The organism is Nocardia beijingensis NBRC 16342 (assembly GCF_001612785.1).
In the GTDB taxonomy this organism is placed as follows: Bacteria; Actinomycetota; Actinomycetes; order Mycobacteriales; family Mycobacteriaceae; genus Nocardia; species Nocardia beijingensis.
In genome coordinates this window covers 1-26,620 of record NZ_BDBC01000055.1, presented here as the reverse complement: position 1 = coordinate 26,620, position 26,620 = coordinate 1, and the positions used below count along the sequence as shown (strand labels likewise).

The 26,620-nt window shown below is 69.5% G+C and carries 26 protein-coding genes; 16 read left to right on the top strand and 10 right to left on the bottom strand.

The window, feature by feature from the left end; all coding sequences use genetic code 11:
- The first annotated feature begins 291 nt into the window (after positions 1-291).
- Both NB3_RS27350 and katG read left to right on the top strand, forming a co-directional pair.
- Positions 292-735, top strand: coding sequence for a Fur family transcriptional regulator (locus NB3_RS27350; RefSeq protein WP_067809109.1), 444 nt, complete (start codon positions 292-294; stop codon positions 733-735).
- Positions 736-769: 34 nt separating this feature from the next.
- Complete coding sequence (gene katG, locus NB3_RS27345) at positions 770-3,001, top strand: catalase/peroxidase HPI (RefSeq protein WP_067809107.1); 2,232 nt, start codon at positions 770-772, stop codon at positions 2,999-3,001.
- Between the two features lie 114 nt (positions 3,002-3,115).
- Here the strand turns inward: katG and NB3_RS27340 are convergent, their stop codons facing one another.
- Entirely contained in the window at positions 3,116-3,781 is a 666-nt protein-coding gene (locus NB3_RS27340; RefSeq protein WP_067809105.1) for a phosphate signaling complex PhoU family protein, read from the bottom strand.
- A 278-nt stretch (positions 3,782-4,059) separates the two neighbouring features.
- Between NB3_RS27340 and NB3_RS27335 the strand changes: the two genes are divergently transcribed.
- The 9 genes from NB3_RS27335 to NB3_RS27295 all read left to right on the top strand — a co-directional run bounded on the left by NB3_RS27335 (position 4,060) and on the right by NB3_RS27295 (position 12,945).
- Positions 4,060-4,944 (top strand): MBL fold metallo-hydrolase, encoded by an 885-nt coding sequence (locus NB3_RS27335; protein ID WP_244892108.1) that lies wholly within the window; start codon positions 4,060-4,062, stop codon positions 4,942-4,944.
- A gap of 113 nt (positions 4,945-5,057) precedes the next feature.
- Entirely contained in the window at positions 5,058-6,053 is a 996-nt protein-coding gene (locus tag NB3_RS27330; RefSeq protein ID WP_067809100.1) for an Acg family FMN-binding oxidoreductase, read from the top strand.
- A gap of 88 nt (positions 6,054-6,141) precedes the next feature.
- Positions 6,142-6,408: a hypothetical protein gene (locus NB3_RS27325; RefSeq protein WP_157112034.1), complete on the top strand. Its 267-nt coding sequence runs from the start codon at positions 6,142-6,144 to the stop codon at positions 6,406-6,408.
- A 101-nt stretch (positions 6,409-6,509) separates the two neighbouring features.
- Entirely contained in the window at positions 6,510-7,517 is a 1,008-nt protein-coding gene (locus NB3_RS27320; RefSeq protein ID WP_067809230.1) for an Acg family FMN-binding oxidoreductase, read from the top strand.
- Between the two features lie 70 nt (positions 7,518-7,587).
- A complete protein-coding gene (locus tag NB3_RS34545) occupies positions 7,588-8,472 on the top strand; it encodes a DUF302 domain-containing protein (protein ID WP_084823723.1) in 885 nt (294 codons plus the stop codon).
- Between the two features lie 122 nt (positions 8,473-8,594).
- Positions 8,595-9,251, top strand: coding sequence for a DUF2267 domain-containing protein (locus NB3_RS27310; RefSeq protein ID WP_067809096.1), 657 nt, complete (start codon positions 8,595-8,597; stop codon positions 9,249-9,251).
- A gap of 176 nt (positions 9,252-9,427) precedes the next feature.
- Entirely contained in the window at positions 9,428-10,084 is a 657-nt protein-coding gene (locus NB3_RS27305) for a response regulator (RefSeq protein WP_067809095.1), read from the top strand.
- 18 nt (positions 10,085-10,102) lie between these two features.
- Positions 10,103-11,866: a sensor histidine kinase gene (locus NB3_RS27300; protein WP_169810754.1), complete on the top strand. Its 1,764-nt coding sequence runs from the start codon at positions 10,103-10,105 to the stop codon at positions 11,864-11,866.
- Between the two features lie 50 nt (positions 11,867-11,916).
- On the top strand, positions 11,917-12,945 hold the full coding sequence (locus NB3_RS27295) for a methyltransferase (RefSeq protein ID WP_067809094.1): 1,029 nt from the start codon (positions 11,917-11,919) through the stop codon (positions 12,943-12,945).
- Between the two features lie 110 nt (positions 12,946-13,055).
- Here the strand turns inward: NB3_RS27295 and NB3_RS27290 are convergent, their stop codons facing one another.
- From NB3_RS27290 to NB3_RS27255, 8 genes are all read right to left on the bottom strand, one after another.
- Positions 13,056-14,543 (bottom strand): carboxylesterase/lipase family protein, encoded by a 1,488-nt coding sequence (locus NB3_RS27290; RefSeq protein WP_157112033.1) that lies wholly within the window; start codon positions 14,541-14,543, stop codon positions 13,056-13,058.
- 164 nt (positions 14,544-14,707) lie between these two features.
- Positions 14,708-16,039, bottom strand: a complete 1,332-nt coding sequence (locus tag NB3_RS27285; RefSeq protein WP_067809091.1) for a hypothetical protein — start codon at positions 16,037-16,039, stop codon at positions 14,708-14,710.
- The gene (locus NB3_RS27280; RefSeq protein ID WP_067809089.1) at positions 16,036-16,422 is read right to left on the bottom strand and encodes a hypothetical protein; all 387 of its coding nucleotides are present in this window, start codon (positions 16,420-16,422) and stop codon (positions 16,036-16,038) included. Before NB3_RS27280 ends, NB3_RS27285 begins: the two co-directional genes overlap by 4 nt.
- Positions 16,422-16,610 carry a hypothetical protein gene (locus tag NB3_RS27275; protein WP_067809086.1) on the bottom strand — a complete coding sequence of 63 codons (189 nt, stop codon included), beginning with the start codon at positions 16,608-16,610 and terminating at the stop codon, positions 16,422-16,424. Before NB3_RS27275 ends, NB3_RS27280 begins: the two co-directional genes overlap by 1 nt.
- Complete coding sequence (locus NB3_RS27270) at positions 16,607-18,481, bottom strand: hypothetical protein (protein WP_371855945.1); 1,875 nt, start codon at positions 18,479-18,481, stop codon at positions 16,607-16,609. The genes NB3_RS27275 and NB3_RS27270 overlap by 4 nt, the downstream gene beginning before the upstream one ends.
- 76 nt (positions 18,482-18,557) lie before the next feature.
- Positions 18,558-19,433: a lysophospholipid acyltransferase family protein gene (locus tag NB3_RS27265; protein ID WP_067809084.1), complete on the bottom strand. Its 876-nt coding sequence runs from the start codon at positions 19,431-19,433 to the stop codon at positions 18,558-18,560.
- A 16-nt stretch (positions 19,434-19,449) separates the two neighbouring features.
- On the bottom strand, positions 19,450-20,097 hold the full coding sequence (locus NB3_RS35295; protein WP_067809082.1) for a hypothetical protein: 648 nt from the start codon (positions 20,095-20,097) through the stop codon (positions 19,450-19,452).
- Positions 20,094-20,657 carry a hypothetical protein gene (locus NB3_RS27255; RefSeq protein ID WP_067809080.1) on the bottom strand — a complete coding sequence of 188 codons (564 nt, stop codon included), beginning with the start codon at positions 20,655-20,657 and terminating at the stop codon, positions 20,094-20,096. Before NB3_RS27255 ends, NB3_RS35295 begins: the two co-directional genes overlap by 4 nt.
- Positions 20,658-20,791: 134 nt before the next feature.
- Here NB3_RS27255 and NB3_RS27250 point away from each other — a divergent pair, with 134 nt between their 5' ends.
- Positions 20,792-22,393: an aldehyde dehydrogenase (NADP(+)) gene (locus NB3_RS27250; protein WP_067809078.1), complete on the top strand. Its 1,602-nt coding sequence runs from the start codon at positions 20,792-20,794 to the stop codon at positions 22,391-22,393.
- Positions 22,394-22,510: 117 nt separating this feature from the next.
- Here NB3_RS27250 and NB3_RS27245 read toward each other — a convergent pair whose 3' ends face one another.
- The gene (locus NB3_RS27245) at positions 22,511-22,765 is read right to left on the bottom strand and encodes a hypothetical protein (protein ID WP_067809076.1); all 255 of its coding nucleotides are present in this window, start codon (positions 22,763-22,765) and stop codon (positions 22,511-22,513) included.
- A 353-nt stretch (positions 22,766-23,118) separates the two neighbouring features.
- On the opposite strand from NB3_RS27245, the gene NB3_RS27240 reads away from it, so the two are divergent.
- The 4 genes from NB3_RS27240 to NB3_RS27230 form a co-directional block, all read left to right on the top strand.
- Entirely contained in the window at positions 23,119-23,841 is a 723-nt protein-coding gene (locus NB3_RS27240) for a FadR/GntR family transcriptional regulator (protein ID WP_067809222.1), read from the top strand.
- Between the two features lie 33 nt (positions 23,842-23,874).
- The gene (locus NB3_RS27235) at positions 23,875-24,579 is read left to right on the top strand and encodes a cache domain-containing protein (RefSeq protein WP_067809073.1); all 705 of its coding nucleotides are present in this window, start codon (positions 23,875-23,877) and stop codon (positions 24,577-24,579) included.
- Positions 24,580-24,687: 108 nt separating this feature from the next.
- Positions 24,688-24,864, top strand: a complete 177-nt coding sequence (locus tag NB3_RS35290) for a hypothetical protein (protein WP_157112032.1) — start codon at positions 24,688-24,690, stop codon at positions 24,862-24,864.
- Positions 24,865-25,148: 284 nt separating this feature from the next.
- A partial coding sequence (locus tag NB3_RS27230; protein WP_157112031.1) for a non-ribosomal peptide synthetase occupies positions 25,149-26,620 on the top strand: 1,472 nt, incomplete at its 3' end.

Genomic DNA, 26,620 nt, shown 5'->3' with positions numbered 1-26,620 from the left:
CGACCTGCCGCCGCTGCGCCGCGGCCGGCGGCCGGGAACGCGGGCGATGGACCCGTACGAACCCTCGCCCCTGATCGGTTGCCCGACCGCGGCGCGGGGAGCCCGCGGGGTTGCCCGTCCGTAGCCGGAGGGGCCCCGGCACGATCGGATCGCGCAAACGCGCCCGCGCCTCGCGCCCCACTGGGTACGCTGCCCGGCAGTCCCCGAGGCCCCTCCGGGGCAACCGCTAGCACAGCGCGACTTCGAAACAAACTCTTGACTCGTTCCAGAAAACGGACGAGACTTCCGTGCATGCCAACGGCCTCGGAATTCCAGCAGATGCTGCGAGGAGTTTCGCTGCGCGTGACCCGTCCCCGGGTCGCGGTGCTCAGCGCGGTGCACGACCATCCACACGCCGACACGGAGTCGATCATCCGCGCCGTCCGATCCGCTCTGCCCGAGGTGTCCCATCAGACGGTGTACGACTCGTTGAACGCGCTCACCGCCACCGGCCTGGTCCGGCGTATCCAGCCGTCCGGGTCCGTCGCCCGCTACGAATCGCGGGTCGGCGACAACCACCATCACGTCGTATGCCGAGCTTGCGGGGTGATCGCCGATGTCGACTGCGCCATCGGCGACGCCCCCTGTTTGACCGCGTCCGATGACAGTGGCTTCTCGATCGACGAGGCCGAGGTCATCTACTGGGGCCTGTGCCCCGACTGTGTCGAAACACAGGCTTCCCGATCACATTCGTGATCGCAGTCCCATCACTCATTCAGGAAGGAATGCTGTGTCATCCGATAGCCGCCCGCCCAATCCTGACACCAAGACGCAGAGCGCGAGCGAGAGCGAGAACCCGGCGATCCCGTCCCCCACCGCGAAGACGGACCATCGTCCCCGCAGCAACAAGGACTGGTGGCCGGAGCAGATCGATGTCTCGGTGCTGCACGCCCACACGTCCAAGTCCAACCCGCTCGGAGAGGACTTCAACTACCCAGAAGAGTTCAAGAAACTCGACGTCGACGCCCTCAAGGCCGACGTCGCGGCGGTCCTGACCAATTCGCAGGACTGGTGGCCCGCCGACTACGGCCACTACGGCGGCCTGTTCATTCGAATGAGCTGGCACGCCGCGGGCACCTACCGCATCTCCGACGGCCGCGGCGGCGGCGGTCAGGGTGCGCAGCGTTTCGCGCCGCTGAACAGCTGGCCGGACAACGCCAACCTGGACAAGGCGCGCCGGTTGCTGTGGCCGGTCAAGCAGAAGTACGGCAACAAGATCTCCTGGGCCGACCTGCTGGTCTTCGCGGGCAACGTGGCGCTGGAGTCGATGGGTTTCAAGACCTTCGGCTTCGGCTTCGGCCGCCCGGACATCTGGGAGCCGGAGGAGGTCTTCTGGGGTCCGGAGGACACCTGGCTCGGCGACGAGCGCTACAGCGGTGACCGCGAGCTGGCCAACCCGCTCGGCGCCGTCCAGATGGGTTTGATCTATGTGAACCCGGAAGGTCCCAACGGACAGCCGGATCCGGTGGCCGCGGCGCGCGACATCCGCGAGACGTTCGGCCGCATGGCGATGAACGACGAGGAGACCGCCGCGCTGATCGTCGGCGGCCACAGCTTCGGCAAGACCCACGGCGCCGGTGACGCGAGCCTGGTCGGCGCCGAGCCGGAGGGCGCTCCGATCGAACAGCAGGGCCTCGGCTGGAAGAGCGCCTACGGCACCGGCAAGGGCAAGGACGCCATCACCAGCGGCCTCGAGGTCGTCTGGACGTCCACCCCCACCAAGTGGGGCAACGGCTTCCTGCAGAACCTGTACGGCTACGAGTGGGAGCTGACCAAGAGCCCCGCGGGCGCCTGGCAGTGGAAGCCGAAGGACGGCGCGGGCGAAGGCGCCATCCCGGATCCGTTCGGTGGTCCCGCGCGTACGCCGACCATGCTGACCACGGACTTGGCGCTGCGCGAGGACCCGATCTATCGGGAGATCACCCGCCGCTGGCTGGATCACCCCGAGGAGCTGGCCGAGGCGTTCGCCAAGGCGTGGTACAAGCTCTTGCACCGCGACATGGGACCGATCAGCCGCTACCTCGGCCCGTGGGTTCCCGAGCCGCAGTTGTGGCAGGACCCGGTGCCCGCCGTCGATCACGAACTGATCGATGACGCGGACATCGCGGACCTGAAGAGCAAGGTGCTCGAATCCGGCCTTTCGGTCGCGCAGTTGGTGAAGACGGCGTGGGCCTCGGCGGCCAGCTACCGCAGCACCGACAAGCGCGGCGGCGCCAACGGCGCCCGCATCCGGCTCGAGCCGCAGAAGAACTGGGAAGTCAACGAGCCCGACGAGCTGGCCAAGGTGCTGCCGGTGCTCGAGCAGATCCAGCAGAACTTCAACAGTTCGGCCTCCGGTGGCAAGAAGGTCTCACTGGCAGACCTGATCATCCTGGCCGGGTCCGCGGCGATCGAGAAGGCCGCCAAGGACGCGGGCCACGACGTCACGGTCCCGTTCGCGCCGGGACGGACGGACGCGACCCAGGAGAACACCGATGTCGAGTCGTTCGCGGTGCTCGAGCCGCGGGCCGACGGGTTCCGCAACTACGTGCGGGCCGGTGAGAAGGCGCCGCTGGAGCGCCTGCTGCTCGACCGGGCGTACATGCTGGACGTGACCGCTCCTGAGCTGACCGTGCTCATCGGCGGCCTGCGCGCTCTAGGCGCCAACTACGGCGGCACCGACCACGGCGTGTTCACCGACCGGCCGGGTGTGTTGACGAACGATTTCTTCGTCAACCTGCTCGACCAGAACACCGAGTGGAAGGCGTCGGAGTCGGCGGAGAACGTCTACGAAGGCTTCGACCGCTCCTCCGGTGCGCCGAAGTGGACGGCGACGGCCAACGACCTCATCTTCGGATCGCACTCCGTGCTGCGGGCGGTGGCCGAGGTGTACGCGCAGGACGACGCCGAGGCCAAGTTCGTCGACGACTTCGTCGCGGCGTGGGTGAAGGTGGCCAACAACGATCGGTTCGATCTGGCCTGATCGGTATCCGATGACATCCAGGCCGGTCCCTCCAAGGGGCCGGCCTGGATCGTTCCGGTCACCCCTCGTCCCGGCCGGTGGCACTGTCGAGCGCAGCGGATCCGCTACGGGCGCTTACCTTTCGCGGAGCTGGAGCGCCTCGTCCCGGCGTCCGGTGGTCATGTAGAGGGTGCGGCGGCCGACCTCCACGGCGTGGTCGGCGAAGCGTTCGTAATAGCGGCCGAGCAGGGTGACGTCGACGGCGGCGGCGGTGCCGTTGTCCCACCCTTCGGCCAGAATCGCCGCCAGCAGGTCGCGGTGCAGATCGTCCATGGTGTCGTCACGGGCATCGAGGTCGGCGGCGTCGCCGGGGTCGGCGGTGGTCAGCACGCCGACCGCGGCATCGGCGAGGTCCACGGCCGTTTCGCCCATGTGCGTCACCAGATTTCGCACCGGTTCCGGCACCGCGTCGGCGGGATGCCTGCGCCTGGCGGTGTCGGCGATGTGCTCGGTCAGCGTGCTCATCCGGGTGAGGTCGTCGACCAACTGCAGTGCCGTCACCACCCGCCGCAGTTCTCCCGCGACGGGAGCTTCGAGCGCGAGGAGGGTGACCGCGGCGTGTTCGGCGCCGTCGCGCATCGCGACGGTTTCGGCGCAGTAGTCGATAGTGCGCTCGGCCAACTCCAGGTCCGCGCCGAGCAGGGCGTCGGTGGCCATCGCGATGGCCTCCCGGTTGCGCACGCACATCGCTCGCAATTGGTCGGCGAGTTGCTCGAGGTGCTCGTGGAAGCGGGTGCGCACCCTTCCATCATCGCGCGCACCCGGCGGTCACGGTGCCCGGGCGCGAGATGTTCCCAACGCCGCACCCGCTCGCGTCGGGCAACGGTGCCGAGCTTCGCGATCGGGCACCGGTCCACTGGTGGAAGCTGAGTTAACATCGTGGTTCGCCTGAGAAAGCTGTTCGTCGGCCGCCGCTGCCGACCGGGCTGGAAGGGGCCGGTGTGGGGATGCCATCAGCGGGACCGTTGACGGCGCGGACGGGTGCTGCCGGGACGTGGTGGTCGTGTTGCGTCGCCGGGATGTCGATGCCGTGGCGCACGCTGCGACCGCGACTTCGCGACACGCAGTTGCTCGACACGCTCGCCAACGCGGGGCTGCCCCCGGCGCGAGCCAGGGTGCGGCTGACCGCGCTGGTCCACGGTGTGCGGCCCGCTCCGGCCTACGGAGTCATCGAAGGAGCGCTGCGTCCGCCCGAGGTGGCGATCGCGATGACCAGTTTTCTCGTCGAACATCCCCAGGCTCGTTTCATCGTCGATCCGGCGATGTGCGCCGACGTGCACTCCCGCATACTGCCGCAGCTGCGCCGCCCCTATCGGGATCTCGTCGCCCCGCGCACATCACTTGTGGGCCTCGCAGATTCGCTCGCGATGTCCGCCGTCCCCGTCGACGCGATCGACTTCGCGATCGCGACGCACATCCACTGGGACCACGTGGCCGGACTGCTGGACCTGCCTGCCTCCCTCGCGCTGCGGGCCACCACGGCCGAACTGGCATGGGCGACCGACCCCGAGACGGCTCCCATGGGAGTCGCCGAGCCGCTCGGCTCCCGGCCGACGCCATCCATCGACCTCGACGGACCTCCCGTTCTCACCTTCTCCAGCAGCCACGACCTTTTCGGCGACGGCTCGGTGCTGGCGGTGGATCTTTCCGGCCACACGCCCGGCAGCATCGGTCTCGTCCTCGCGGTGGACGACGGTGGAACCGTGCTGCTGGCCGGCGACGCCGTCTGGCGCCGGGAGCAGATCGCGCTGCTGCGCGAAAAGCCCCCACTGCCAGGGCTTCTCGTCGACCACGACCGATCCGCCGCCTTCGCCGCGATCCACCGCTTGCACCGCCTGCCCGCGGAGATCGAGGTCATCCCCACGCACGACCATACGGCGGCGAAAAGATGGGCGCACCGCTGACCGAGGCCAGGGACGAAAGTCCGCGACAACCGCCTGAGGTGGGGTCCACCAGCGGCGAGATCCGGGACCAACGACTGTTTTCCCCTGGGCGCGGGCGACCTACCGTCGGCCATATGAACGAGCTACCCACCGGAGAAACCATCGAGAAGGCCGTCCTCCTCGCCGGACGGGCGCCGTCGCTGCACAACAGCCAGCCCTGGCACTGGACGTTCGACGGCCAAGCGCTGCGGCTGTTCGCCGTACCCGAACGCCGCCTCCCGGCGACCGACACCACCGGACGTCAGATGCTGATCAGCTGTGGTGTCGCGCTGGGACATCTGCGCGCGGCCATGTCCGCTGCCGGCTGGCGCACCCTCGTCGCCCACCTCCCCAATCCGAATCGCCGCGATCATCTGGCCACCCTCACGTTCCATCGGGCCCATTTCGTGACCGACGGCGACCGCGCCCGCGCCGACGCCATCCTGCGCAGGCGCACCGACCGGCTGCCGTTCGCGGCGCCGCCAGGATGGCCGGATTTCGAAACCGTGCTGCGCAGCACGTTCGATCCCACCGACGCCACGCTGAGCGTGCTGCACGACGACAGCCGCCCCACGCTGGCTCGCGCATCGGAGATGACCGCGTCCCTGCGCCGCTACGACCCGGATTACCACGCCGAATTGCACTGGTGGACAGGCCATGTCGTAGCCGACGCCGGTGTGCCCAAGGAGTCGCTGATCTCCGAGCAGGAACGGCAGCGGGTGAGCGTGGGCCGGAAGTTCCCCACCGTCACCGGTGAGCGGCGCGATGAGGTCGCCGACGATCATTCGGTGATCCTGGTCCTCTCCACCGACAGCGACTCCCCCGACGACGTGGTGCACTGCGGTGAAGTGCTGTCCACGGTGCTGCTGGAGTGCACCCTCGCGGGGTACGCGACCTGCCCGCTGACCCACCTGACCGAGGTTCCGCAGAGCCGTGCGCTGGTCCGCACGCTGACCGGCAATTTCGGCTTGCCGCAGGTGCTCGTGCGGGTCGGGTCGGCGCCCGATTCCGGGCAGGACGCTCCGCAGACGCCGCGCCGCCCGCTCGCGGAGATCCTCGATATGTCCGGTCCGGCGAGCGAGGTGGACTGAGGGCATCCCGACGTCGGGACGTTCGCCCCCACGTTTCGGGGCAGCAGTACCCTCCCGCCGCAACCGCCGCGTGAGCAAGCTGTGTGCTATGTCACCCCGTCGTCCACCCCCACGCCCACCCGGTGGAGCACCCGACCCGGATGCCGCGCCGCTGGCGGTTCCCGCGGTGGTGCTCGCTTCGATCATGCTGCTCGGGATGCTGGTCGCACTGGTGGTGCTGCTACCTGCGTGGGCCCGCGACTACGGCGCGAGCCTGGTGTACTTCGCCGTCGTGATCTACGCCGGTCTCGCGCTGCGGCTGTTGTGGTGGGGCGTGACGACCCTGCGTGGGCGGGTGGCGGAGACCGAGGAGTAGACCGGCCACGCCGAGACCGCGGCAACGACGGTGACCAAGGACCCTGCGTGGCGGGCGGAACGCCCGTGTTCGCCCGGCACGATCCCGCGAAGACTGGAACCATGACCGCGAACGACGAAGCACCCGCCCTCTCGGTACCCGACCATCGGGTGATCCTCGCCGCCCTGCGGCTGGCCACCAGGGCGCCTTCGGTACACAACACCCAGCCGTGGAGGTGGGTGTTCGACGGCACTCGCCTGCACCTCTACACCGACGCCGACCGGCTGCTGCCGTCGACCGACCCGCACGGCCGGCAACTGGTGATCAGCTGCGGAGCCGTGCTGCATCACGCCCGGACCGCCTTCGCAGACCGAGGCTGGCACACCGACACGGTGCGCGTGCCGGACCGGCAGCGGCCCGACCATCTCGCGGTGATCGAATTCCGGCCCTGGACGGACCCGCCCGAGGGGATCCATGCCCGCGCACGCGCCATCGACCGGCGCCGCACCGACCGGCTGCCGATGACCGAACCGCGGGGCTTCGCCGACCTGCTGCCCCGGCTGCGGATGCTCACCTCCCCGCACGAAGTGGAACTCGACGTCCTCGACGACAGCGCCCGGCCTCGGCTCGCCGCCGCTTCCGAACAGATCGGCGCGCTGCGCCACCACGACTTGCTCTACCAGACCGAATTGGAGTGGTGGACCGGACGTTCCGAGACGCTGGAAGGCGTGCCGACCTCCGCGCTGGTGTCCGACGCGGAGTTCGCTCGGGTGGGAGTCGGGCGCGCATTCCCGCCCGCGCCGCGTTCCATGCGACGGGCGCGGCTCGATGATCGCGCGCGGCTGGTGCTGCTCGGCACCGAGGGAGATTCGGTGCTGCGGTGGCTGCGCACCGGCGAGGCATTGTCGGCCGTGCTACTGGAATGCACCGCCGCGGGCCTTGCGACCTGCGCGCTCACCCATATCACGGAGTTGCCGACGACCCGGGGGCTGCTCGCGGGCCTGGTTCCCCGCCCGGCGACACCGCAAGTGCTGCTGCGTGTGGGCACCGCGCCCGACGACGCCGACATGATCCCGCCGACGCCCCGGCGACCGGTCACGGACGTCTTCACCGTCACCGGCTCCCGGTGAAACCCGCGTCCACCGACGCCAAGGCGACCGGCCCGCGCCGACGCATGTACGACGAATCGAGGAGGACACGGTGGAATACCAGATCGCCCTGGTCGAGTCGGCGCCGGAAACGGTGCTGCGGATGGCACGCGGGCTTCGTGCCGACCCGGGCCTGCTCGGCGAGGACATCGCCGAGGGAATGCGGGAAGTGACCCGCATCGTGCGGCGGGCCGGGCTGGTCGCCAGCGGCGCGCCGACGATCACCTTCCGCGACGACCCGCCCGGAGGCGACGCGGTCCCGGTGGAGTTCGGCGTCGCCGTGGAGCCCGCGCCCAACCTCGGGCCCGGTTCCGGCGCACAGGTAGTCGTCCTGCCCGGGACCCTCGTCGCCCGTACCTGCCACCGTGGCAGCTACCGCGACCTCGGGGCGGCGTATCAGGCGCTGCGGGAATGGCTGCGCGACAGCGGTTACCGGCCGATCGGCCCGCCCACCGAGGCCTACCTCGTCGGCCCGGACGAGGTCACCGACCCTCGGCGCCTGCTCACCGAGATCCGGTTGCCCGTAGCCCCGGTCGCCACCGTCGCGGTCCACCTCGACGCGCCTTTCGATGAGACGGTGCGCAGGACCAGGGACGCATTGCGGGCCGCGGAACTGGTGGTGCTCGCCGAAATCGACCTGCGGGCCACGCTGCGCGAGCAGATCGGCGAACAGATCGAGAACTACGTGCTGCTGAGCGTCTGTCACCCGCGGCTGACCCACCGGGCGCTGCTGGCCGACCGCCACGCAGGGGCGATGTTCTCGTGCGGTGTCGTGGTGCGGTCGACCGGCGCCGGCACCCAGGTCGAGGTCGCCGACCCGGAACTGCTGGTCTGCGTCACCGCCGCGCCGGGGCTGCGGTCCGACGCCGGGGAGCTACGGCGACAGCTCACCGCCGCATTGGCGACGCTGCGCGATTCGACGCCCGCGCGGACGTGATCGGTATCGGGGTGACCATGGTCCCGTCAGTGCGGGTACGAGTCCTCTCACCGGTCCCGGGATGGGACGAGCAGCGTGGAGATGGCACCTCGACCACGATCCACCCGTGAAAGGCACACGTCATGAGCTACCACCGCGACCCCCTCGCACCCGCGGTGCACACCGCGCACGAGTGGCTGCGCACTCTGACCGACGAACTCGCCACCGAAGACCGCGCTTTCGCGCACCGCGCACTGCGTGCCTGGCTGCACACGGTGCGTGACCGCATCGGTGTCAACGCGGCCGCGCACCTGAGCGCCCAGCTGCCCGAACTCCTGCGCGGGATCTTCTACGAGGGCTGGGTGCCCGCACACGTTCCCTACCCGCACGACGTGCCGTCCTTCCTCGACCAGTTCGCGCGGGAAGCGGGCGTCTCCCGCGATGAGGCCTACGCCCTCGCGGGCGCGGTGACCGAAGCGCTGGCCGACCTGTTCTCGCCCGGCCAGCTCGATCACGTGTTCGCGCTGCTGCCGGAGAATCTGCGGGCCGTGCTGCGCGGAGCCGACCTCGCGGGCACCATGCCGGAGCAGGCGACCGCGGTCACGCACCCGGAAGCGTCTCGTCTCGACGAACTGGACAGCCGGTTACGGGCACTCACCGACGCGGTGGCGGTACTAGCCCGCAGCATGGAAGAACTCTCCGGCGGCCGACCGCCCGACGCCGCGCAGGTCTCCGCCGCGCAGCAGGCCCACCGGATCCTGATCGCCGAAGGACTCACCCGCTCCGAAGCGCCCACCTGATCGCCGCCCGGCTCCGGCCGGTCCGATACTTCATCCCGGCGCGGTACGTGGACGCCGAGAGTGACATACCTGCGTGTGGAGTTCCGTGGCCACGCAGGAAGGGACTTTGGTCCGTACCGTGCGGGCTGCCCGATGCGTAGTGTCAACCCAAGCCCAGCTCCCGGATTGGACACTCGATGATCACGGTTTTTCTGGTCGACGACCATGAGATCGTCCGCCGCGGCCTAGCCGACCTGCTCTCCGACGACCCGGAGCTCAGCGTGATCGGCGAGGCGGGCGACGTCGCCCAAGCCCTCGCCCGCATCCCAGCGCTCCGGCCGGACGTGGCCGTTCTCGACGTGCGCCTGCCCGACGGCAACGGCATCGAACTGTGCCGTGACCTGCTGTCCAAGCTCGATGATCTGCGCTGCCTGATCCTCACCTCGTTCACCGACGAACAGGCCATGCTGGACGCGATCCTCGCCGGAGCCAGCGGCTACGTGGTCAAGGACATCAAGGGCATGGAGCTGGCCAAGGCCATCAAGGAAGTCGGCGCCGGGCGTTCGCTGCTCGACAACCGCGCCGCCGCCGCCCTGATGCAGCGACTACGCGCCAACACCGACCACGACGGCCCGCTGGCCGGACTCACCGATCAGGAACGCAAACTGCTCGACCTGCTCGGCGAAGGACTGACCAACCGCCAGATCGCGCAGCGGATGTTCCTGGCCGAGAAGACGGTGAAGAACTACGTCTCCCGCCTGCTCGCCAAACTCGGCCTGGAACGACGCACCCAGGCCGCGGTCTACGCCTCCAAACTCCGGTCCCGGCCGTCCGGCGCCACCATCGAGTTCTGATCGGCATATTCTTGAGCCATGGCGAGCAGCCGCGACGATGGCGGTCCAGGGGCGCAAACGGCCGATTTCGCGCCGGCCGACACCTACTCCGTGCGCGATACGCTGTCGCAACTGCGGCTGCGTGAACTGCTCGGCGAGGTCAAGGATCGCATCGAGCAGATCATCGACGCCCGCGACCGCATGGACGGCCTCGTCGAGGCCATGCTCACCGTCACCTCCGGCCTCGACCTGGACCGCACCCTGCGCACCATCGTGCACACCGCCATCTCGCTGGTCGACGCCCGCTACGGCGCGCTCGGCGTCCGTGGCCACGACCAGCAACTCACCCAGTTCATCTACGAAGGCATCGACGAACCGACCCGCGAGCAGATCGGCGACCTCCCCCAGGGCCACGGCGTACTCGGACTGTTGTTCAGCCAGCCCAAACCGATTCGCCTGGACAACCTCGCCGACCACCCCTCCTCGGTCGGATTCCCCGCCCACCACCCGCCGATGCGCACCTTCCTCGGCGTACCCGTCCGCATCCGCGACGAAGTATTCGGCAACCTCTACCTCACCGAGAAGAAGGGCGGCCAACCCTTCACCGAAGACGACGAAGTCATCGTGCGCGCCCTCGCCGCCGCCGCGGGCATCGCCATCGACAACGCCCACCTCTACGAATCCGCCCGCACCCGCCAAGCCTGGATCGAAGCCACCCGCGACATCACCACCGAATTCCTCGCGGGCACCGCCCCCGACCACGTTCTGACCCACCTGGTCGAAGCCACACACCGGCTCACCGGCTCCGAACGGACCTACCTCGCCGTGGTCCCGGACTCCGAGGGGCCGCCCGATGAGATCACCGAACTGCTGATCACCCACACCGCCGGCGCCACGCACGACCAGCGGCTGATCAAGCTGCCCTTGGGCGACACCACCATCGGTCAGGCGTTCCGGCTGCATTCGCCCCAGCGGGTGGACGACGCGCGCCGCGCGGACCTCGGCAAGATCTTCCCCGACGCCGGGCCCGCCCTCGTACTACCCATGCAGACCTCCGATTCCACCGTCGGCGTGCTGGTCGCGCTGCGGGCAGCCGAGTCGGCGCCCTACGACAACGAGATCCTCGAACTGACCTCCGCCTTCACCGACCAAGCCGCTCTGGCGATGCAACTGGCCGACGCACAACGACGCATGCGCGAACTGGACATCCTCTCCGACCGCGACCGCATCGCCCGCGACCTGCACGACCACGTCATCCAACGACTCTTCGCCGTCGGACTCAGCCTGCAAGGCACCGTCCCACGCACCCGCGTACCCGAAGTGCGCGAACGCATCACCGAAGCGATCAACGACCTGCAAGACGTCGTCCAGGAAATCCGCACCTCGATCTTCGACCTGCACGGCGGCGACAGCGGGCGGGTGCGCCAACGCATCGAGGAAGCCATCCGCCAGCAGACCGCCCCCAGCGACATCCGCACCTCCGTGCGCATCAGCGGCCCACTCTCGGTCATCGACCCCGAACTCGCCGACCACGCCGAAGCCGTCGTCCGCGAAGCCGTCAGCAACGCCGTACGACACTCCGGCGCCGACACGGTCACCATCGAGATCACCGTCGCCGACGACCTGGCCATCATCGTCGAGGACGACGGCTGCGGGCTGCCCACCGACATCACCCCCAGCGGCCTGACGAATCTCGCCCGGCGCGCCGAGCAAGCGGCCGGGACCTTCACCCTCACCGCAGGCACCGGGCCGGACGGGCGTGCCGCAGGCACCCGGTTGTGCTGGCAGGTGCCGCTGCGCTGACCGGCGCTGCCAGCCGAGCGGCGCGGCAGAGCCGACAACTGAGGAGGGCCATGACCGAGGAGCCGACCGAATGGGGTGGAGCGCTGTGGGCCGCCGCCGACCTCGTGACGCCGATGGCCATCCGGGTGGCGGCGACGTTGCGGCTGGCCGACCACGTCGCCGCGGGAAAGCGGACGAGCGATGCGCTCGCCGCAGCGGTGGACGCGGATCGGGACGCGCTGGCGCGTCTGCTGGAGCACCTGGTGACCGCGGGCGTGCTGGCTCGTCCCGGTAGCGGCGGTTACGAGCTGACGTCGCTGGGTGAGCGCCTGCGTGACGATCATCCGGAAGGAGTGCGACGCTGGCTCGATCTGGAGGGCGCCGTCGGGCGCGCCGATCTGTGCTTCGTCCACCTGCTGCACACCGTCCGCACCGGCGAGCCCGCCTTTCCTCGGCAGTTCGGGCGGCCGTTCTGGGAGGACCTGTCCGCCGATCCGGCGCTGGGCGCGTCGTTCGACGCTCTGATGGGCGCCCGGTTGGTGGCCGACGCCCCCCTGGTGGCCGCCGCCTACCCGTGGGGCGCGCTCGGTCACGTCATCGATGTCGGCGGAGGCGACGCCAGCTTGCTCATCGCCCTGCTTCGCGCCCACGACGAATTGCGCGGGACGGTGGTCGATTTGGCGGGCCCGGCGGCTCGCGCCCGGCGGGCCATTCGCACCGCGGGTCTCGAGCACCGGGCCGACGCGCGAGTGGGCAGCTTCTTCGAATCCCTTCCCGCCGGAGCGGGCGGTTATCTGCTCTCCGGTGTCCTGCACGACTGGGACGATGAGGCAGCCGTCCGCATCTTGCGCCGATGCGCCGACGCGGCCGCGGAGCACGGAAGGGTGCTCGTCGTGGACCACATCGGCGATGCCGACGGCCGCCCACCGGACACCGAAGGAGACCTGCGGATGCTGTGCTACGTCCGCGGCCGGGAACGCACGCTGGGCGGGCTGCGCGAGATCGCCGAATCCGCGCGCCTGCGGGTCGGTTCCGTCGTTACGGCGGGCTCGCGCTCGATCGTCGAATTGCTCCCGGCCGATCGAGGAGGCGGCGGGTGAGAATCCGCGGCGCCGACCACCCCTGAACCATCGGTGCCACCAGCGGTCACGGCTGCCAGCACTCATCACCGATCCGCGTCGCGACCAGCAGGCATGGACCGATCACCGCCTCAGGTGATCAGGTCCAGGGTGTCGAATCGGTGGCCGGACCAGATGCGCCGAGAGCGTTCCTCGGGGTACGGCCGGGTGTCCGGCTCTGCGCCGTGGACACGAGTGAGGCGGGTGTGCGGATCGTAGGCCGCCCAACCGGGATCGCCGGTGGTCGCGAAATTCAGCCAATCGGTGCGCATGTGGCGGGAGACGCGGACGGCTTCGGCCGCCGCGCTCGGTCCCGCGGCGGGATGACAGCGCACTTCATCGAGGTCGAGCGTGCCGAAGACGAGCAGGAAGTCGAGACTGTGCGAGGCGCCCTGGTCCGGGCGATAGTGCCAGCCCAATTCGTAGACCCAGGCGCGACCGTTCCCCGCGTGCTGGGCGTCGGCCAAGTGCAGGCACGGCATCCGGAACAGCCAGTCGGAGTTGACGAGTTCGTACAGTTGCCCGGCGGTGGCGCCGGAGTAGGCGGTGCGGTAACCGTCGCTGCCGTACGGGGACGGCGCGAGACGATCGAGCGCGGCGGTGACCTGCTCGTCGGTCACTTCGCCGCCGGACAAGTGGTTGAACAGCCGGTACTCGTCCCTGGTGTGCCCCACGAGCAGATCGATGTCCCGTGCCGAGCCCTCGGCCAGCGCCACCCATGGCGAGCGCGGGAGGAACTCACCGTCGACGACGGGTGAGAACGGGGTGGGTGTCAGCGCCATGGGTCCCCAAGTTTCGGCGAAATCGGGCATCTTGCGGATGAGCGCGTCCGTCGCGCCGATGAGTGTGCGAGGAGGAATACCGGTCAGCTCGTCGACGGTGGCCCGCACGCCGAGTTCCGCGGCGATCGTCGCCGACACCGCGGCGGCGAGCCGTCGGGAGAAGAAGGTACCGGGAAGACTCTGGACTATCGCCCGGCGGAACAGCCCTACCGCCGACGGCATGGCCAGCAACGCCGCGATGCACCCGGCGCCTGCGGATTGGCCCAACACGGTGACATTGCCCGGATCGCCGCCGAACGCGGCGACATTGTCCCGCACCCAGCGCAAGGCGGCGGCCTGGTCGAGAATTCCGCGGTTGTCCGGGGCTCCGGTGATGTGGGCGAACCCTTCCAGGCCGACGCGGTAGTCCATGCTGATCACCACCGCACCGCTACGGGCGAGAGTCGCGCCGTCGTTGTGCGGGTTGGCCGAGGTGCCCTCCAGGTATTTGCCGCCGTGGATCCACACCAGCACCGGCAGCCCGGCGGCGCCGAGGTCGGGTGTCCAGACATTGAGCGTCAAACAGTTACCGGAATCCGCGTCGACACCGGACGTCGCACGACCTGCGGACGGAACCGGCGGACCGAATGCCAGCGCCTCCCGGACACCCTCCCACGGTTTCGCCGCCACGGGAGCCGCGAACCGTCGTGCGCCCACCGGCGGCTCGGCGTACGGAATGCCTCGGAACACGGCGACGGCGTTGTCCCACCTGCCACGTACGGTCCCGGCCATTGTGCTGATCTCCGGTCGCACGTTCATTCGCATCACTCACTTCCGGGTCCGGCAGCTGGCAGCGGGCGATGAGCATGGCCCGCTGCCACGCTAGAGCAACCGACCAAGGCCGAGCCAGTGAATTCGCGTGGTGGCACTGTGGTGGAGCGCCGACGGAAACCCTTGCCCCGGTAGAGGATTCAGAAGTTCTGTCAGGACTCGAACAAGAGGTAGAGGCCGGTGAAGGTGAAGCCGACCATGGTCAGCATCAAAGCCAGCTGACCCGTGACCCGGTGCGCTCGTGGCAGCAGTTGCAGGCAGCGGTCGTGCGCGGCGGCGACGCCGAGAATATGGCCGATCACCACGGCCAGCACCTTGATCGTCCCCAACACGGCGGGGTGGGTGGACAGCAGGTAGGCGACGTCGCGGTCGGCGAGCCCGGCCAGGTTCCATCCCCGTCCGAACGGGTCCGCGAACAAGAGCACCGTCGCCTGGCCCTTCTCGACCAAGAACGTCAGATAGTGAGCGACGAGATAACCCGCGACGATCGGGGTCAGGCTGTGCGCGAGGCGGACGGGCAGCAATCTCCGCTCGGCCGCGGGCAGGCCGCCGGTGGCCCGTGCCGCAGTCCGGAAGGCTCCCCCGACGACCACGATGAAACCCAGCAACCCCAGCGTCTTCAGCACGGTCGGCACGACCCCCGATCCGCCCGCGTCTGCCAGCAGGCCGCGCCAGGAAGGAAAGGTGGAGAAGCTGTCGAACGCGGTCGAGCCCAGCAGGGTGGCGGCCACGGCCACCGCGGCGATGCGGACCGGCGTGCCCGCCAGATTGTCCAATGGCGATCGCAGCACGAGTTCACCGGTCTCGCGACGGCCCAACGGACTCAACCTGCCCAGCAGACTGCTGTACACCTCCAGCGGATCGGCACGCTCGGCCCACGCGGTGCCGAACAGGACGAGCCCGGTGGTGTTCACGACGAGGTACGCCACCAGCCAAGTGGTGACGGCGGCCACCGAACCCGGCTCCGGATAGGCCAACTCCATCCAGACGAAGGAGAACAGACCCAGCACCGCGGGCCGGTATCCCCAAGAATCGGGATAACGCACCGGGCCGTGCCCGGGTGCACGGCGCCGCACGAGGCACAGCGCCCGGTGCACGGCGCGCACCGGGGACAAGACCTTCCACACGGGCCCGGCGACCAGCGAGGCGACCATGACACCGACCCAGAGGAAGATGTACACGACACCGGGCACGGGATTGCGCGCAGGATCGGAACTTCCGAAAACCCCGATCGCGACAACCACGACCGTGAAGGTCACGCTCCCTGCCGAGATCACGCCCCGAACCACCCCGGAGTCCACGATCGCACGCACCATCGAGGGAACCGCGACTCCCGGTGACCGCGGATCCAATCGCGGTTCCCGCCAGGCGAGCACCAGCACCGCGAACGAGAACGTGAGAGCCCAGGCGGCGCCGACGAGCGCGTACGACAACGGGATCGGCAGATCGGCGGCGCCGCCGATGCCGTGAGCGAGAACCGTCATCCGCGCACGAGCAGAGTCGCCACCGTTCGCCGGGCGTGGTGCAGTTCGATCTCCACCCGCCCCGGCACGTCCACGGTGAAGCGGAAACGCTGACCGGTCCCCGGCGTGATCGCGAAGGTGTGCTGCGGCGTGGCGTGGACGTGCAATTCGTCGTCGGCGTCGCTGTCGACCACCAGCTCGATCGGTCGTCCCACCCGGGTCTCCAAGCGGACGTCGGCCGGGCTCACCGAGCCTGCCGCGATGCGGACGGCGACGACCAGGCTGTCCGGGTCGCCGGCCGGCGCGCTCGTCGACGGCGCGGTGGCGGGCTCGGAGGAGGCGCAACCGGTCACCAGCAGACCACTCAGCACGACGAGCGCGCCCCAGCGCCGCAGGGATGCCATCACTGCTCCTTCTCTGCGCTGTGCTCGGACGGCGCACCGGGCGTGCGATCGCGCTCCTCGGAGCGGCGGTCGCGCACAGCGACGAACACGACGACGGCCACCACGGCCAAGGCGGGCAGGAAGGCCGGTATCGCGAGCAGGAGCGAGTGATCGGCCAGCACGTCCACGCTGCCGGAGCCGCTGGTCATCGCGACACCGCCGGTTCCGCCACCACCGCCCGGCTCGTGTGCGGGTATCGGTCGTTGATCCGTGCAGCGCCCCAGGACAGCGCGCCGACGAGGACGAGGCTGCACACCAGCACCACCAGCGATGCCGCGCCGAACAGCCAGGACGGGTAGTCGAACGAGCGCTCCCGCTGCAGCACCGTGATCTCGGCGATGAACGGGCGGGTGAACGACGTGAGCGCGGGAACCTCTTCCACGCCGATGCCGGGGTCGGCGGCCATGAAGATCGGCGCGGCGGTCAGGACGCGCCCGTCCTGTAGCCGCAGGACGGTCTTCCACGACCCGTACGCGGGGACGGGTTCGGTGGAGACATAGTGTCCGGCGCCCACTCGTCGCAGGTGGTCGACGACCAGCCCGCGACCGGGGCTGTCACTGCCGATGCCACCTTGCCAGGACAGGATCTGCATCCATTCGGGGTCGGAGCCGACGAGGTCGGCGGGCGTGACGCGGACGTCGGCCAGCACCATCCTGCCTTCCGGCCCCGATCCGGCATCACGCAGCGCGACCGTGGCGGTGGCCTGCTGCGGCACGTCGACCAGCAACCCGTTGGCGGTGGCGGCCGCCACGATCACGACCGCGGCGACCATCAACCCGCGGCGCACCGGCGGGCGCGGCAGCGGCTCGCCGCGCAGCGTCATCGCCAGCAGCGCGCCGACGACACCGCCCGCGATGCCGGTGGGCACGGCCATCGCGAGCAGTTCCGGCCACATGGCGGACGGCCACGGATTGACGAACATCGCCCCGATCCAGAGGGATTCCAGCCACAGCCCGACGGTCGCGATGCCGAGGCCGCACAGCGCGCCCCACCACAGCGGCCGCCGGATGAGCGGCAGCAGGGCGAGCAGTTCCACCACCACCGCGCAGCCGAGATACAGCGGGAAGACATTGCGCGGCGCATCGATGATCGGTCCGCCGACCAGCACGGCGACCACGGCGCGGACCAGGGCGGCGAAGCCGACCACCACCAGTGTGCTGAACGGCCCGAGGCTCGCGCGGGCGGCGACGAGGGAGATCGCGGCCGCGGCGGCGATCAGCATCGGCTGCAGGACGAGCCGGAACTGCTGCACTCCGAAGTCGAACTCCACCTGGAACACCGAGAGCCCGATGAGCAGGCCGCCGAAGGCGAAGGATCGCAGCAGCCACATCAGCCTGCCGTCGGCGCGGTCGGGCTCGGGCTTGCTGTGCCTGCCCTCGAATTCGAGCAGCAGCACGCCGACCAGGGACAGCCCGGCGCCGCCGATCAGCATCAGATGCGTCGGCCCCCACAGCGTGACGTCCTGCCCGAACAGCCGATGCCAGATGTCGTCGAGGGGGAACCCGATCAAGGCGTAGAGACCGGCGCCGGCGATGAGGATGCCGCCGACGGGTGCGTACCAGGTGCGGGTGATCCGCACCGCGGCCGCGCCGGGCTTCTCGTCCAGGGGCAGCACGATCGCCGACATCCCCGCGGTGAACAGGAAGAACAATCCCGCCAGAATGAAGTAGTGCGCCGGATTCGCCAGTGGTCCGTTGTCCCTGCCGTTACCGACGTGCAGGCTGACATCCCAGATGAAGCCGAGCAGCGCGGTCAGGATGGTCGCGAGGAACATCGCGAGCGGAAGGGCGACCCACCCGGGCCGGTTGAACAATCGCCCGATCCGGTCGGCGACGCGCTGCAACCAGGTGATCCGGCGGGTCCGGTGCAGATACCCGACCCACAGCAGAACGACCGCGACCAGACCGGCGGCGCCGGTCATGATCGCCACCTGGTCCAGCGCCGCTCCGCCGCCCTCGGCGCCGGGCGCGGCGAACCATCCGATCGTGGCATGCGCGACATCGCGCATGGTGACCTCCATCACAGGAACGAATATATGTTACTAACGGTATCACGAAGGTGACCGCGCGCGGGCACGATCGCTCCGCGGGTTCCGATCAACCGACGATCGGCAGGGCGCGTTCTTCGTCGAGCCTGGTCAGCGCGTGTTGCATGATGCCGGTGACGTGCCGGTAGGCCGCCTGCGGATCGAGTTCGGGCCCCATCGCCTCGCGCAGATCGATCGGGTCGAGGAACTCGACGGTGATCTTGCTCGGCAACGGCAGATGTCCGGCGAGATCACCGATGTTCAGTCCCCACGGCAGAGCGATCGAGATCGGGAACACCTTCAGCCGCAGCATTCGATCCAGTCGCAGCAGGCGCGCGATCCGATCACCGCGGGTGAGCACCAACTGACTCTGCTGCGCCCCGATGTTCACCACCGGCACGATCGGAACCCGCTGGTCCCAGGCCAGGCGGAGGAAACCGGTGCGACCGGCGAAGTCGATCCGGTCCTCCTCCCAGGTCGGCCGGTGCACTTCCCAGTCGCCACCGGGATAGACCAGCACCGCCGCACCGTCCCGCAGCACCTGCTCCGCGTTGCCGGGGTTGGCGTTGACCGTCCCGAAGCGGCGCAGCAACGAGCCGATCACCGGGTAGGCCATCACCATGTCGTGGGCGAGCTGGAAGAAGGGCCGGCGCGGTCCGAAACGTCGCACGAAGGCCAGCGTGGTCACCAGGACCTCCGGCGACACGTTCCCGCCGGAGTGGTTGCCCACCAGCAGGACCGGCCCCTCTTCCGGAATCCGCTCCAGGCCGCGCACCTCCGCGCGGAAATAGAGGCGGACGAGCGACCACCCCAGTTCCACGGTGGACGCGATGAACTCCGGGTCGCGATCGGCGGGGTCGGCGGCGGGAACCCGCTCCTTGATCTGCCGGGCGACCCAGTCCGTCGCCCGGTCGACCGTCCCGCCGGCCAATCGGAAGACATTCATCGGCAACGGCTCTTCGCTAGCCGATCGAGAGCAGCTGGTCGAAGAACGCCCGGTACCCGCGCAGAGCCTGCCGCAGCCCCTCGGTGTCGGACGTGTCGCCGAGCCGCTCGTCCAGTTCGTGCTTGCGCCGCTCGTAGGTGGCGGTCAACTGGTGAATGGTATTGCCGAGCAGCTCGTCCGCACGATCGACCGCGGCACGGGGATCGTCGACGAAGGCGACCTGGACTTCGCGCCACTGGGTGCGCAGGCGATCGAGATCGGCTTCCGGGAATAACGGCGCGGGCCCCTCGGTCGCGCCTTCCGCCGTCGGTGCGCCTTGCGCGTCGGATCGCTCGGTGCCCGCGGCGCCACCGAGCTCGGTGCCGATCGTCTGCTGTTGCGCCGCGGCGTCCGCGCGAACCGGCTCGGCTCCGGCGTCCACGCCGGCGGGGGCGCTCGATCCGGGCGCACCGGTGACCTGCGCGCGTTCGGCGTCATCGATCCCGCCGGACGCCGCGGCCTGCCCGGTGTCGTGCCGTGCCGCCGCGGAGTCGGTGACCGCTCCCCCTTGCTGACGATCGGCCGCCTCGGTTCCGTCGTACCGCGACTCGGCCCGGCTCTCCTCCCCCGTCGAATTCTCTTCCGCCCCATTGCCGTACGGCCGGCGTTCGGATTCGGTGCTCATGCTTTCACGTCCTTCTTCCCCTGGCCGCCCACGCCGATCAGATCTTGGAACACTTCCCGGTAGTGCACGATGGCCGTGCGCCGGTCCTCGGTGGACACCGCCGCCCCCGCGGGCCGGGTCGCGATGTCGTGCGCGGCGCGATAGTGGCCGAGCGGCTCGGCGTGCTCCACGGACAGATCAGCCAACTGCTGCTCGTAGTTCTCCGTGGGATAGCCGCGCTCGGCCATGATGGTGGTGACGAGGCGGTCGGCTTCGCTCAACGCCCCGGCGGGGTCGTCGATGAACCGCTCCTGCACCTCTACCCAGCGAGTGGAGTAGACCCGCTTCTCGTCGTCCGACAGCTCGCGCAGCCGCAGTTGCGCGTGCCTGCGCTCGCGTTCGGCGAGTTCCCGCTCCGCGGTCTTGCGGTCCTCGTGCTCCCGTACCGTGCGGTCGTACTCCGGGCCGAATCTGCGGCGTAGGCGCTGCCTGCGCAGCATCGGCCAGACCAGGAGCGCGACAACGGCCGCGACGACGACAATGGCGATGACGACGATGATTACCCAAACTGCAGCCGACATCCGAACCTCCTTGTCGAGCTTGTCCGCTGGGGTAATGCCTCCTGGCCGTGGTCCCAAACATATGTTCGTCAAGGGGCTTTCCTCGACGACGTCGAACTCGCCGAGCCGGCCGACCTCGTGCAGAAAGTGAGCCTATGACCACCGCACACACCGATGCCGCACCTCTGACCGGCGCCAACCTGGTGGGCGCCGCGGACGTCCCCGGCGCCGCCGGAGCGTTCCGGGCGACGAACCCGGCGACCGGCGCCGACCTCGATCCGGTGTACGGCGAAGCCGACGCCGCGACGGTCGCCCGCGCCGCCGAACTGGCCGCGACCGCCTTCGAGCGCTATCGGCACACCGGCTTCGATGCGCGCGCGGCGTTCCTGGACACCATCGCGCGCGAGATCGAGGCGCTCGGCGACGTCCTGGTCCACCGGGTGAACGCCGAGACCGGACTGCCCGAGGCCCGCGTGCGCTCCGAGATCGGCCGCACCACCGGCCAGCTGCGGCTCTTCGCCGACGTGGTGCGCGAGGGCAGCTGGACGGGCGCCCGGCTGGACCGGCCCGACCCGGCGCGCAGCCCGCTGCCCAAACCCGATCTGCGCCAACGCCGGATCCCGCTCGGACCGGTCGCGGTGTTCGCGGCGAGCAACTTCCCGCTGGCCTTCTCGGTGGCCGGTGGCGACACCGCCTCCGCGCTGGCGGCGGGCGCGCCCGTGGTGGTCAAGGCACACCCGGCCCATCCGGGCACGTCCGAGCTGGTCGGGCGCGCGGTCCGTAAGGCCGTCCGGGAGCACGACCTGCCCGAGGGCACCTTCTCGCTGATCCACGGCGGTGTGGACACCGGTTCGGCGCTGGTGTGCGACCCGCGCATCCGCGCGGTCGGCTTCACCGGTTCGCGGCGGGCCGGGCTCGCGCTCGTCGCGGCAGCCGCGGCGCGGCCGGTCCCCATCCCCGTATTCGCGGAGATGTCCAGTGTGAATCCGGTGTTCGTGCTGCCGGGCGCCCTGGCCGAGCGCGGCGCGCGGCTCGGCGAAGAATTCGTCGCCTCGCTGACCACCGGTGCCGGGCAGCTGTGCACGAGCCCGGGCTTGGTCTTCCTGGCCGACGGTCCCGGAGCGGACGATTTCGTCGCGGCGGCGAGCGCCGCGGTCGCCGCCGCGCCGGGCGCGCCGATGCTGAACCCGGGCATCGCGTCCGCGTTCGAGGCGGGTGTGCGCCGCTTGGGCGCCACCGACGCCGTGCGGACCGTGGCGAAGGGCACCGACGCCGGGACGGGGTGCACCGGTGTGCCGCAGTTGTTCGTGACCACCGGCGACCGGTTCCGCGCCGACCACGAACTGCAACAGGAGGTGTTCGGACCCGCGTCGATCATCGTCCGGGTGACCGGCGAGGAGCAGTTCGCCGCCCTGGTCGACGAGCTCGAGGGCCAGCTCACCGCCACGGTGCACGCCGCGCCCGCGGATCGCGAGCTGGCCGGGACCCTGCTGGGCAAGCTCGAACTGATCGCGGGCCGGGTGCTGTTCGACGGCTGGCCCACCGGGGTGGAAGTCGGCCACGCGGTGGTGCACGGCGGCCCGTTCCCCGCGACCAGCGCGCCGGCGACCACCTCCGTCGGCAGCCGCGCCATCGAGCGCTTCCTGCGCCCGGTCGCCTATCAGAACGTCCCCGAGGACCTGCTCGCCGACGAGATCCGCGCGGACAACCCACTCGGCATCTGGCGGCGCGTGGACGGGGCCATCTCGCGCGATTGAGGCCCGGTCGCGCGCGGATACGACGCCGCCCGGTCGCGCAGCCGACACGCACGGAGCCGAGCGGCTACCGGTGGCGGCGCGCAGATCCGGGCGGTGCGCTCACCGGCGTGGGCCGGGTCACGCCCAAGCTGTTTGCCCGAAGGGCGGGATGAGTTTTGCCCAGAATTCGCGGCGCACCGCATCCCACAGCCGCGCCAGTTCCGGAAGAAGTTCCCGCGCCTGCGCCAGGTCGGGATAGTTCCCCGGGCCGAACGAGACCACAGGCGAGGCATCCGAGGCGTTGTCGACCGCCACGATCGCGATCAGGTGGTGCTGGACGAAACGCCAGGTCACGCGGATACCGTCGACTTCGGTATGGCGCACGTCATTCATCGCCGACACCCTGGCTCCGTACTGCGCGCCGCCTGCCGAGCCGACTCGGCACGACCTCCGTGGAGTGACCGCCGGTGCGCGTGTGACTGCTCGTGACGCCGCCGCGTCCCGGTGCTCGGAAAGACAGATGCACGGTCTGAACCTAAGACATTAGATTTCATAGTTCAAGGCGCGCCAGGTAAGGATTGCGTTACGTTCGCCGAGCGCACACGCGACGGACTCGACGGACGACGGGGAGTCCGATCAGCGACACTTACCTCTGAATCCAGAGTTCATAGTTCAAGTGTTCGTTGGCTAGGATCGAGTTACATCCCACGCGAGGAGTCGCGTTGTCCAAGCAGGAGAACGCCGGGTTGACCGCGCTCGGCGCCGTGCTGGCCCCCCTCGAGGGTGGCGGCCCGAAGACCGAGGCCGTGGTGCAGCGGCTCTGCGCCGCCATCAGCCTGGGCCTGATGGTGGACGGCCAGCAGTTGCCCAGTGAGACCGACCTCGCCAACCAGCTGGGCGTCTCGACGATGACCCTGCGGGAGGCGCTGGCCGTACTCCGCCAGCAGGGAATCGTGCACACCAAGCGCGGACGGGGCGGCGGCAGCTTCATCCGCGGAGCGGCGGAGATCCTCGAGGGCACCGCGTTGGCGCGTTTGCAGGAAATGAGCGTTCAGGAATTGCGCGATCTCGGCGACGAACACTTCGCCGTCACCGGAGCCGCCGCCGTGTTCGCCGCGCGCCGCGGATTGCGGGGCGATATCGCGCGGCTGCGGACCCTCGCCGACCGGCTGCAGGACAGCAGCGAGCCCATTTCGGCCCGCAGGGCCGACAGCCGCTTCCATATCGAAATGGCGGTGTGCGCACAATCCACCCGCCTGACCCGCGCCCAGGTGGCGCTGCAGACCGAACTGTCCGCTCTGCTCTGGCTGCCCCGGCTGAAACTCGATCCGGCGGCCGAAGCCACCGCTCATCGTGACCTGGTGGACGCGATCGAGAGAGAAGACGACACCCGGGCCAGAGAACTGGCAGAATCACAAACCGAATCACGCATCCGCCGCCTCGTCGCCTTACGCTTGGAGCTCAGTTGATCGATGAGGGATACCGATAGTTCTCACCCCCCGGTGACCGTCGAATCACTCGTTCACGCCGTCACGGAGCTGGCCGAGGAGGTCTACCGATCGCTGGGCGTCATCGGTGACGCGCTGACGACGCTGTGGGAAAGCTACGCCGCGAAGCTGCGGCAGCCGCCCCGGTCGACCGATCTCGCACCGCTGCGCGAAACCATCGTCGGCGAACTCGAGCGGCGCGGAAAATTGTTCGAAAGCGCGGGCGTGGTGATGGCTGACGGCGTTCTGGCGGATCGCCCCCGATACCTGGAATGGTGGTTCCTCGGCACAGAGGGCGGATCGCAACGCCTTGTGCTGGAATTGAATCCCCACAACGAGTACTTCTACGACTACACGACCATGGAATGGTTCACGATTCCGCGCGATCAGGGTCGGCGCTGGGTCCACGGCCCGTGCCTGGATTACGCGTGCACCGATCAATATGTCTGCACCTTCGCGATTCCGGTGACGATCGATTCGGGCGCTTTCCTCGGAATCGCCGGCGCCGATGTTCCGGTCGCTTCCATCGAAGAAGTCCTGCTGCCCCGATTCCGCGCGTTCGGTGAGCGGGTGGTGCTGGTCAACAGCGAGGGCCGGGTCATCATGGGAACCGATCCCGAATTCATCACCGGATCCAGGACCAGCCGCATAGCCCGATCCGCCGCGGCGGTGCCGATCGAGGCGACGTCGTGGTCGCTGCGGCCGCTGGGTTCGCACTGATGTCGCGGGGCGGCGATCCGGGCCGCTGACCACGGGCCGGATGACGTGCCCCGCGCCCCGATGAATGGGGTCGTGCGGGACGGAGGAGTTCACCGAATACTCGTCCGCATGAAGGCGATCACCGCGGGCCTCCTCGTGCCGGCCACATTCCTCGCACCGGTGCCGACCGCGCACGCCGCGCCGATCGAGCGGGAGGCGTCCATCGCGGAGACCGGGTCGGCTGACGCCGCGGACGGTAACAAGAGGTCCCGCGACCACGACACCGGGGTAGTCGAGATAGCCTGATCGGCTTGCCATCTCGGGAATCATCGTCTGGGTCGGCGCCGCCTTGGCACACTTGATCGGTGAAAGGTGTGAGACGCAGCATAATTCGCCCGCGCCGCAGTATGCCGTGCCGTAGGCGGGTTACCGGCTGTGTACTGTCCCGACGGGGCCAGACCGTCCGGGGCATCTCGCGAGAGTGCGCGCAGGCTGTCTGCGACACCATTGCGAGCAAGTAGCGAGGTTGTGGGTTGGATCGTTGGTGCACGGCCGCGAGTGCCGGCGCCACCTGAAGGAGAGCACGGAAAATGAAGATGGACCGCCGTTCTGCGCGTGGAAACCGCCGTCGCCGTTCCGGCGGTCTGCTCTTCGGGCAACTGCTCACGGCCGCGGTGGAGTCCGCCGCCGACACGGTGGCCATCCGGTTCAGTCCGACAGGTGACCCCGCCGACGACACCCAGCTGACCTATCGAGAGCTCGACGAATCCTCGTCTCGGCTGGCCCGGGAGTTGATCGATCGTGGCGTCGGCCCCGGCGACGTGGTGGCCATCGGCATCCGGCGCTCTGTCGAGTCGGTGTTGTCGGTGTGGGCGATCGCCAAGACGGGCGCCGCCTACGTGCCGGTCGATCCCACCTACCCGCCCGAGCGGATCGCCTACATGGTGTCCGATTCCGGAGCCGCGCTCGGCCTGACCACTTCCGCGCACCGCGAAGCGCTCGGCACGTCCATCCCGTGGATCGACCTCGACGACCCGCGCGACCAGGAGCGGATCGCACAGCGGCCCGCGCACCCGGTTTCGTACGCCGATCGGGTGCGTCCGCTCACCGAGCAGCATCCGGCCTACGTCATCTTCACCTCCGGTTCGACCGGCAGGCCCAAGGGGGTCGTGGTCACCCACTCCGGATTGGGCGCGATGGTCGCGTCCGAACGCGAGCGCTACGACGTCACCGAAGGCTCGCGGGTGATGCACATCTGCTCACCGAACTTCGACGTCTCGGTGCTGGAACTGCTGCTGGCCTTCGCCACCGGGTCCACGCTGGTGATCGCGCCGCCGACGGTGTTCGGCGGGTTCGAACTCGCCGATCTGCTGCGGCGCGAACGTGTCACGCACATGCTGATCACGCCCGGAGCGCTGGAATCGGTCGATCCGGCGGGCCTGGACGACCTGCGCGTCGTGATGGTCATCGGGGACCGGTTCGGCCCGCACCTGGTCAGCCGGTGGAGCGGGGACGGCCGCGCGATGATCAACGGTTACGGCCCCACCGAGGCCACGGTCATCGCGACCAGCAGCGCGCCGCTCGTGCCGGGTGAGCCGATCACCATCGGCAGCGCGATACCGGGATTCGGTCTGTTCGTGCTGGATTCCCGGTTGCGCCCGGCCCCGGCGGGAGTGATCGGTGAGCTGTATCTGTCCGGTCCCGCGCTGGCGCAGGGCTACCTCAACCGGCCCGGCCTGACCGCGGAGCGCTTCGTCGCCAGCCCGTTCGGCGGCGAGGCGGGCAACCCCGGATCACGCATGTACCGCACCGGCGACCTGGCCCGCCGGCTGGCCGGGGGCGGCATCGAGGTCCTCGGGCGTTCCGATTTCCAGGTGAAGGTCCGTGGTTTCCGCGTCGAACTGGGCGAGATCGATGATGCGCTGAGCCGCCATCCCGATGTGGAGTTCGCGGTGACGTTGGGCAAGCGGCAGCAGAACGGCACCACCATGCTGGTGTCCTATGTGCTGCCGGAGGCGCACGCGGTGGGCATCGGGGCCGATTTCGACACCGGGGCGCTCGT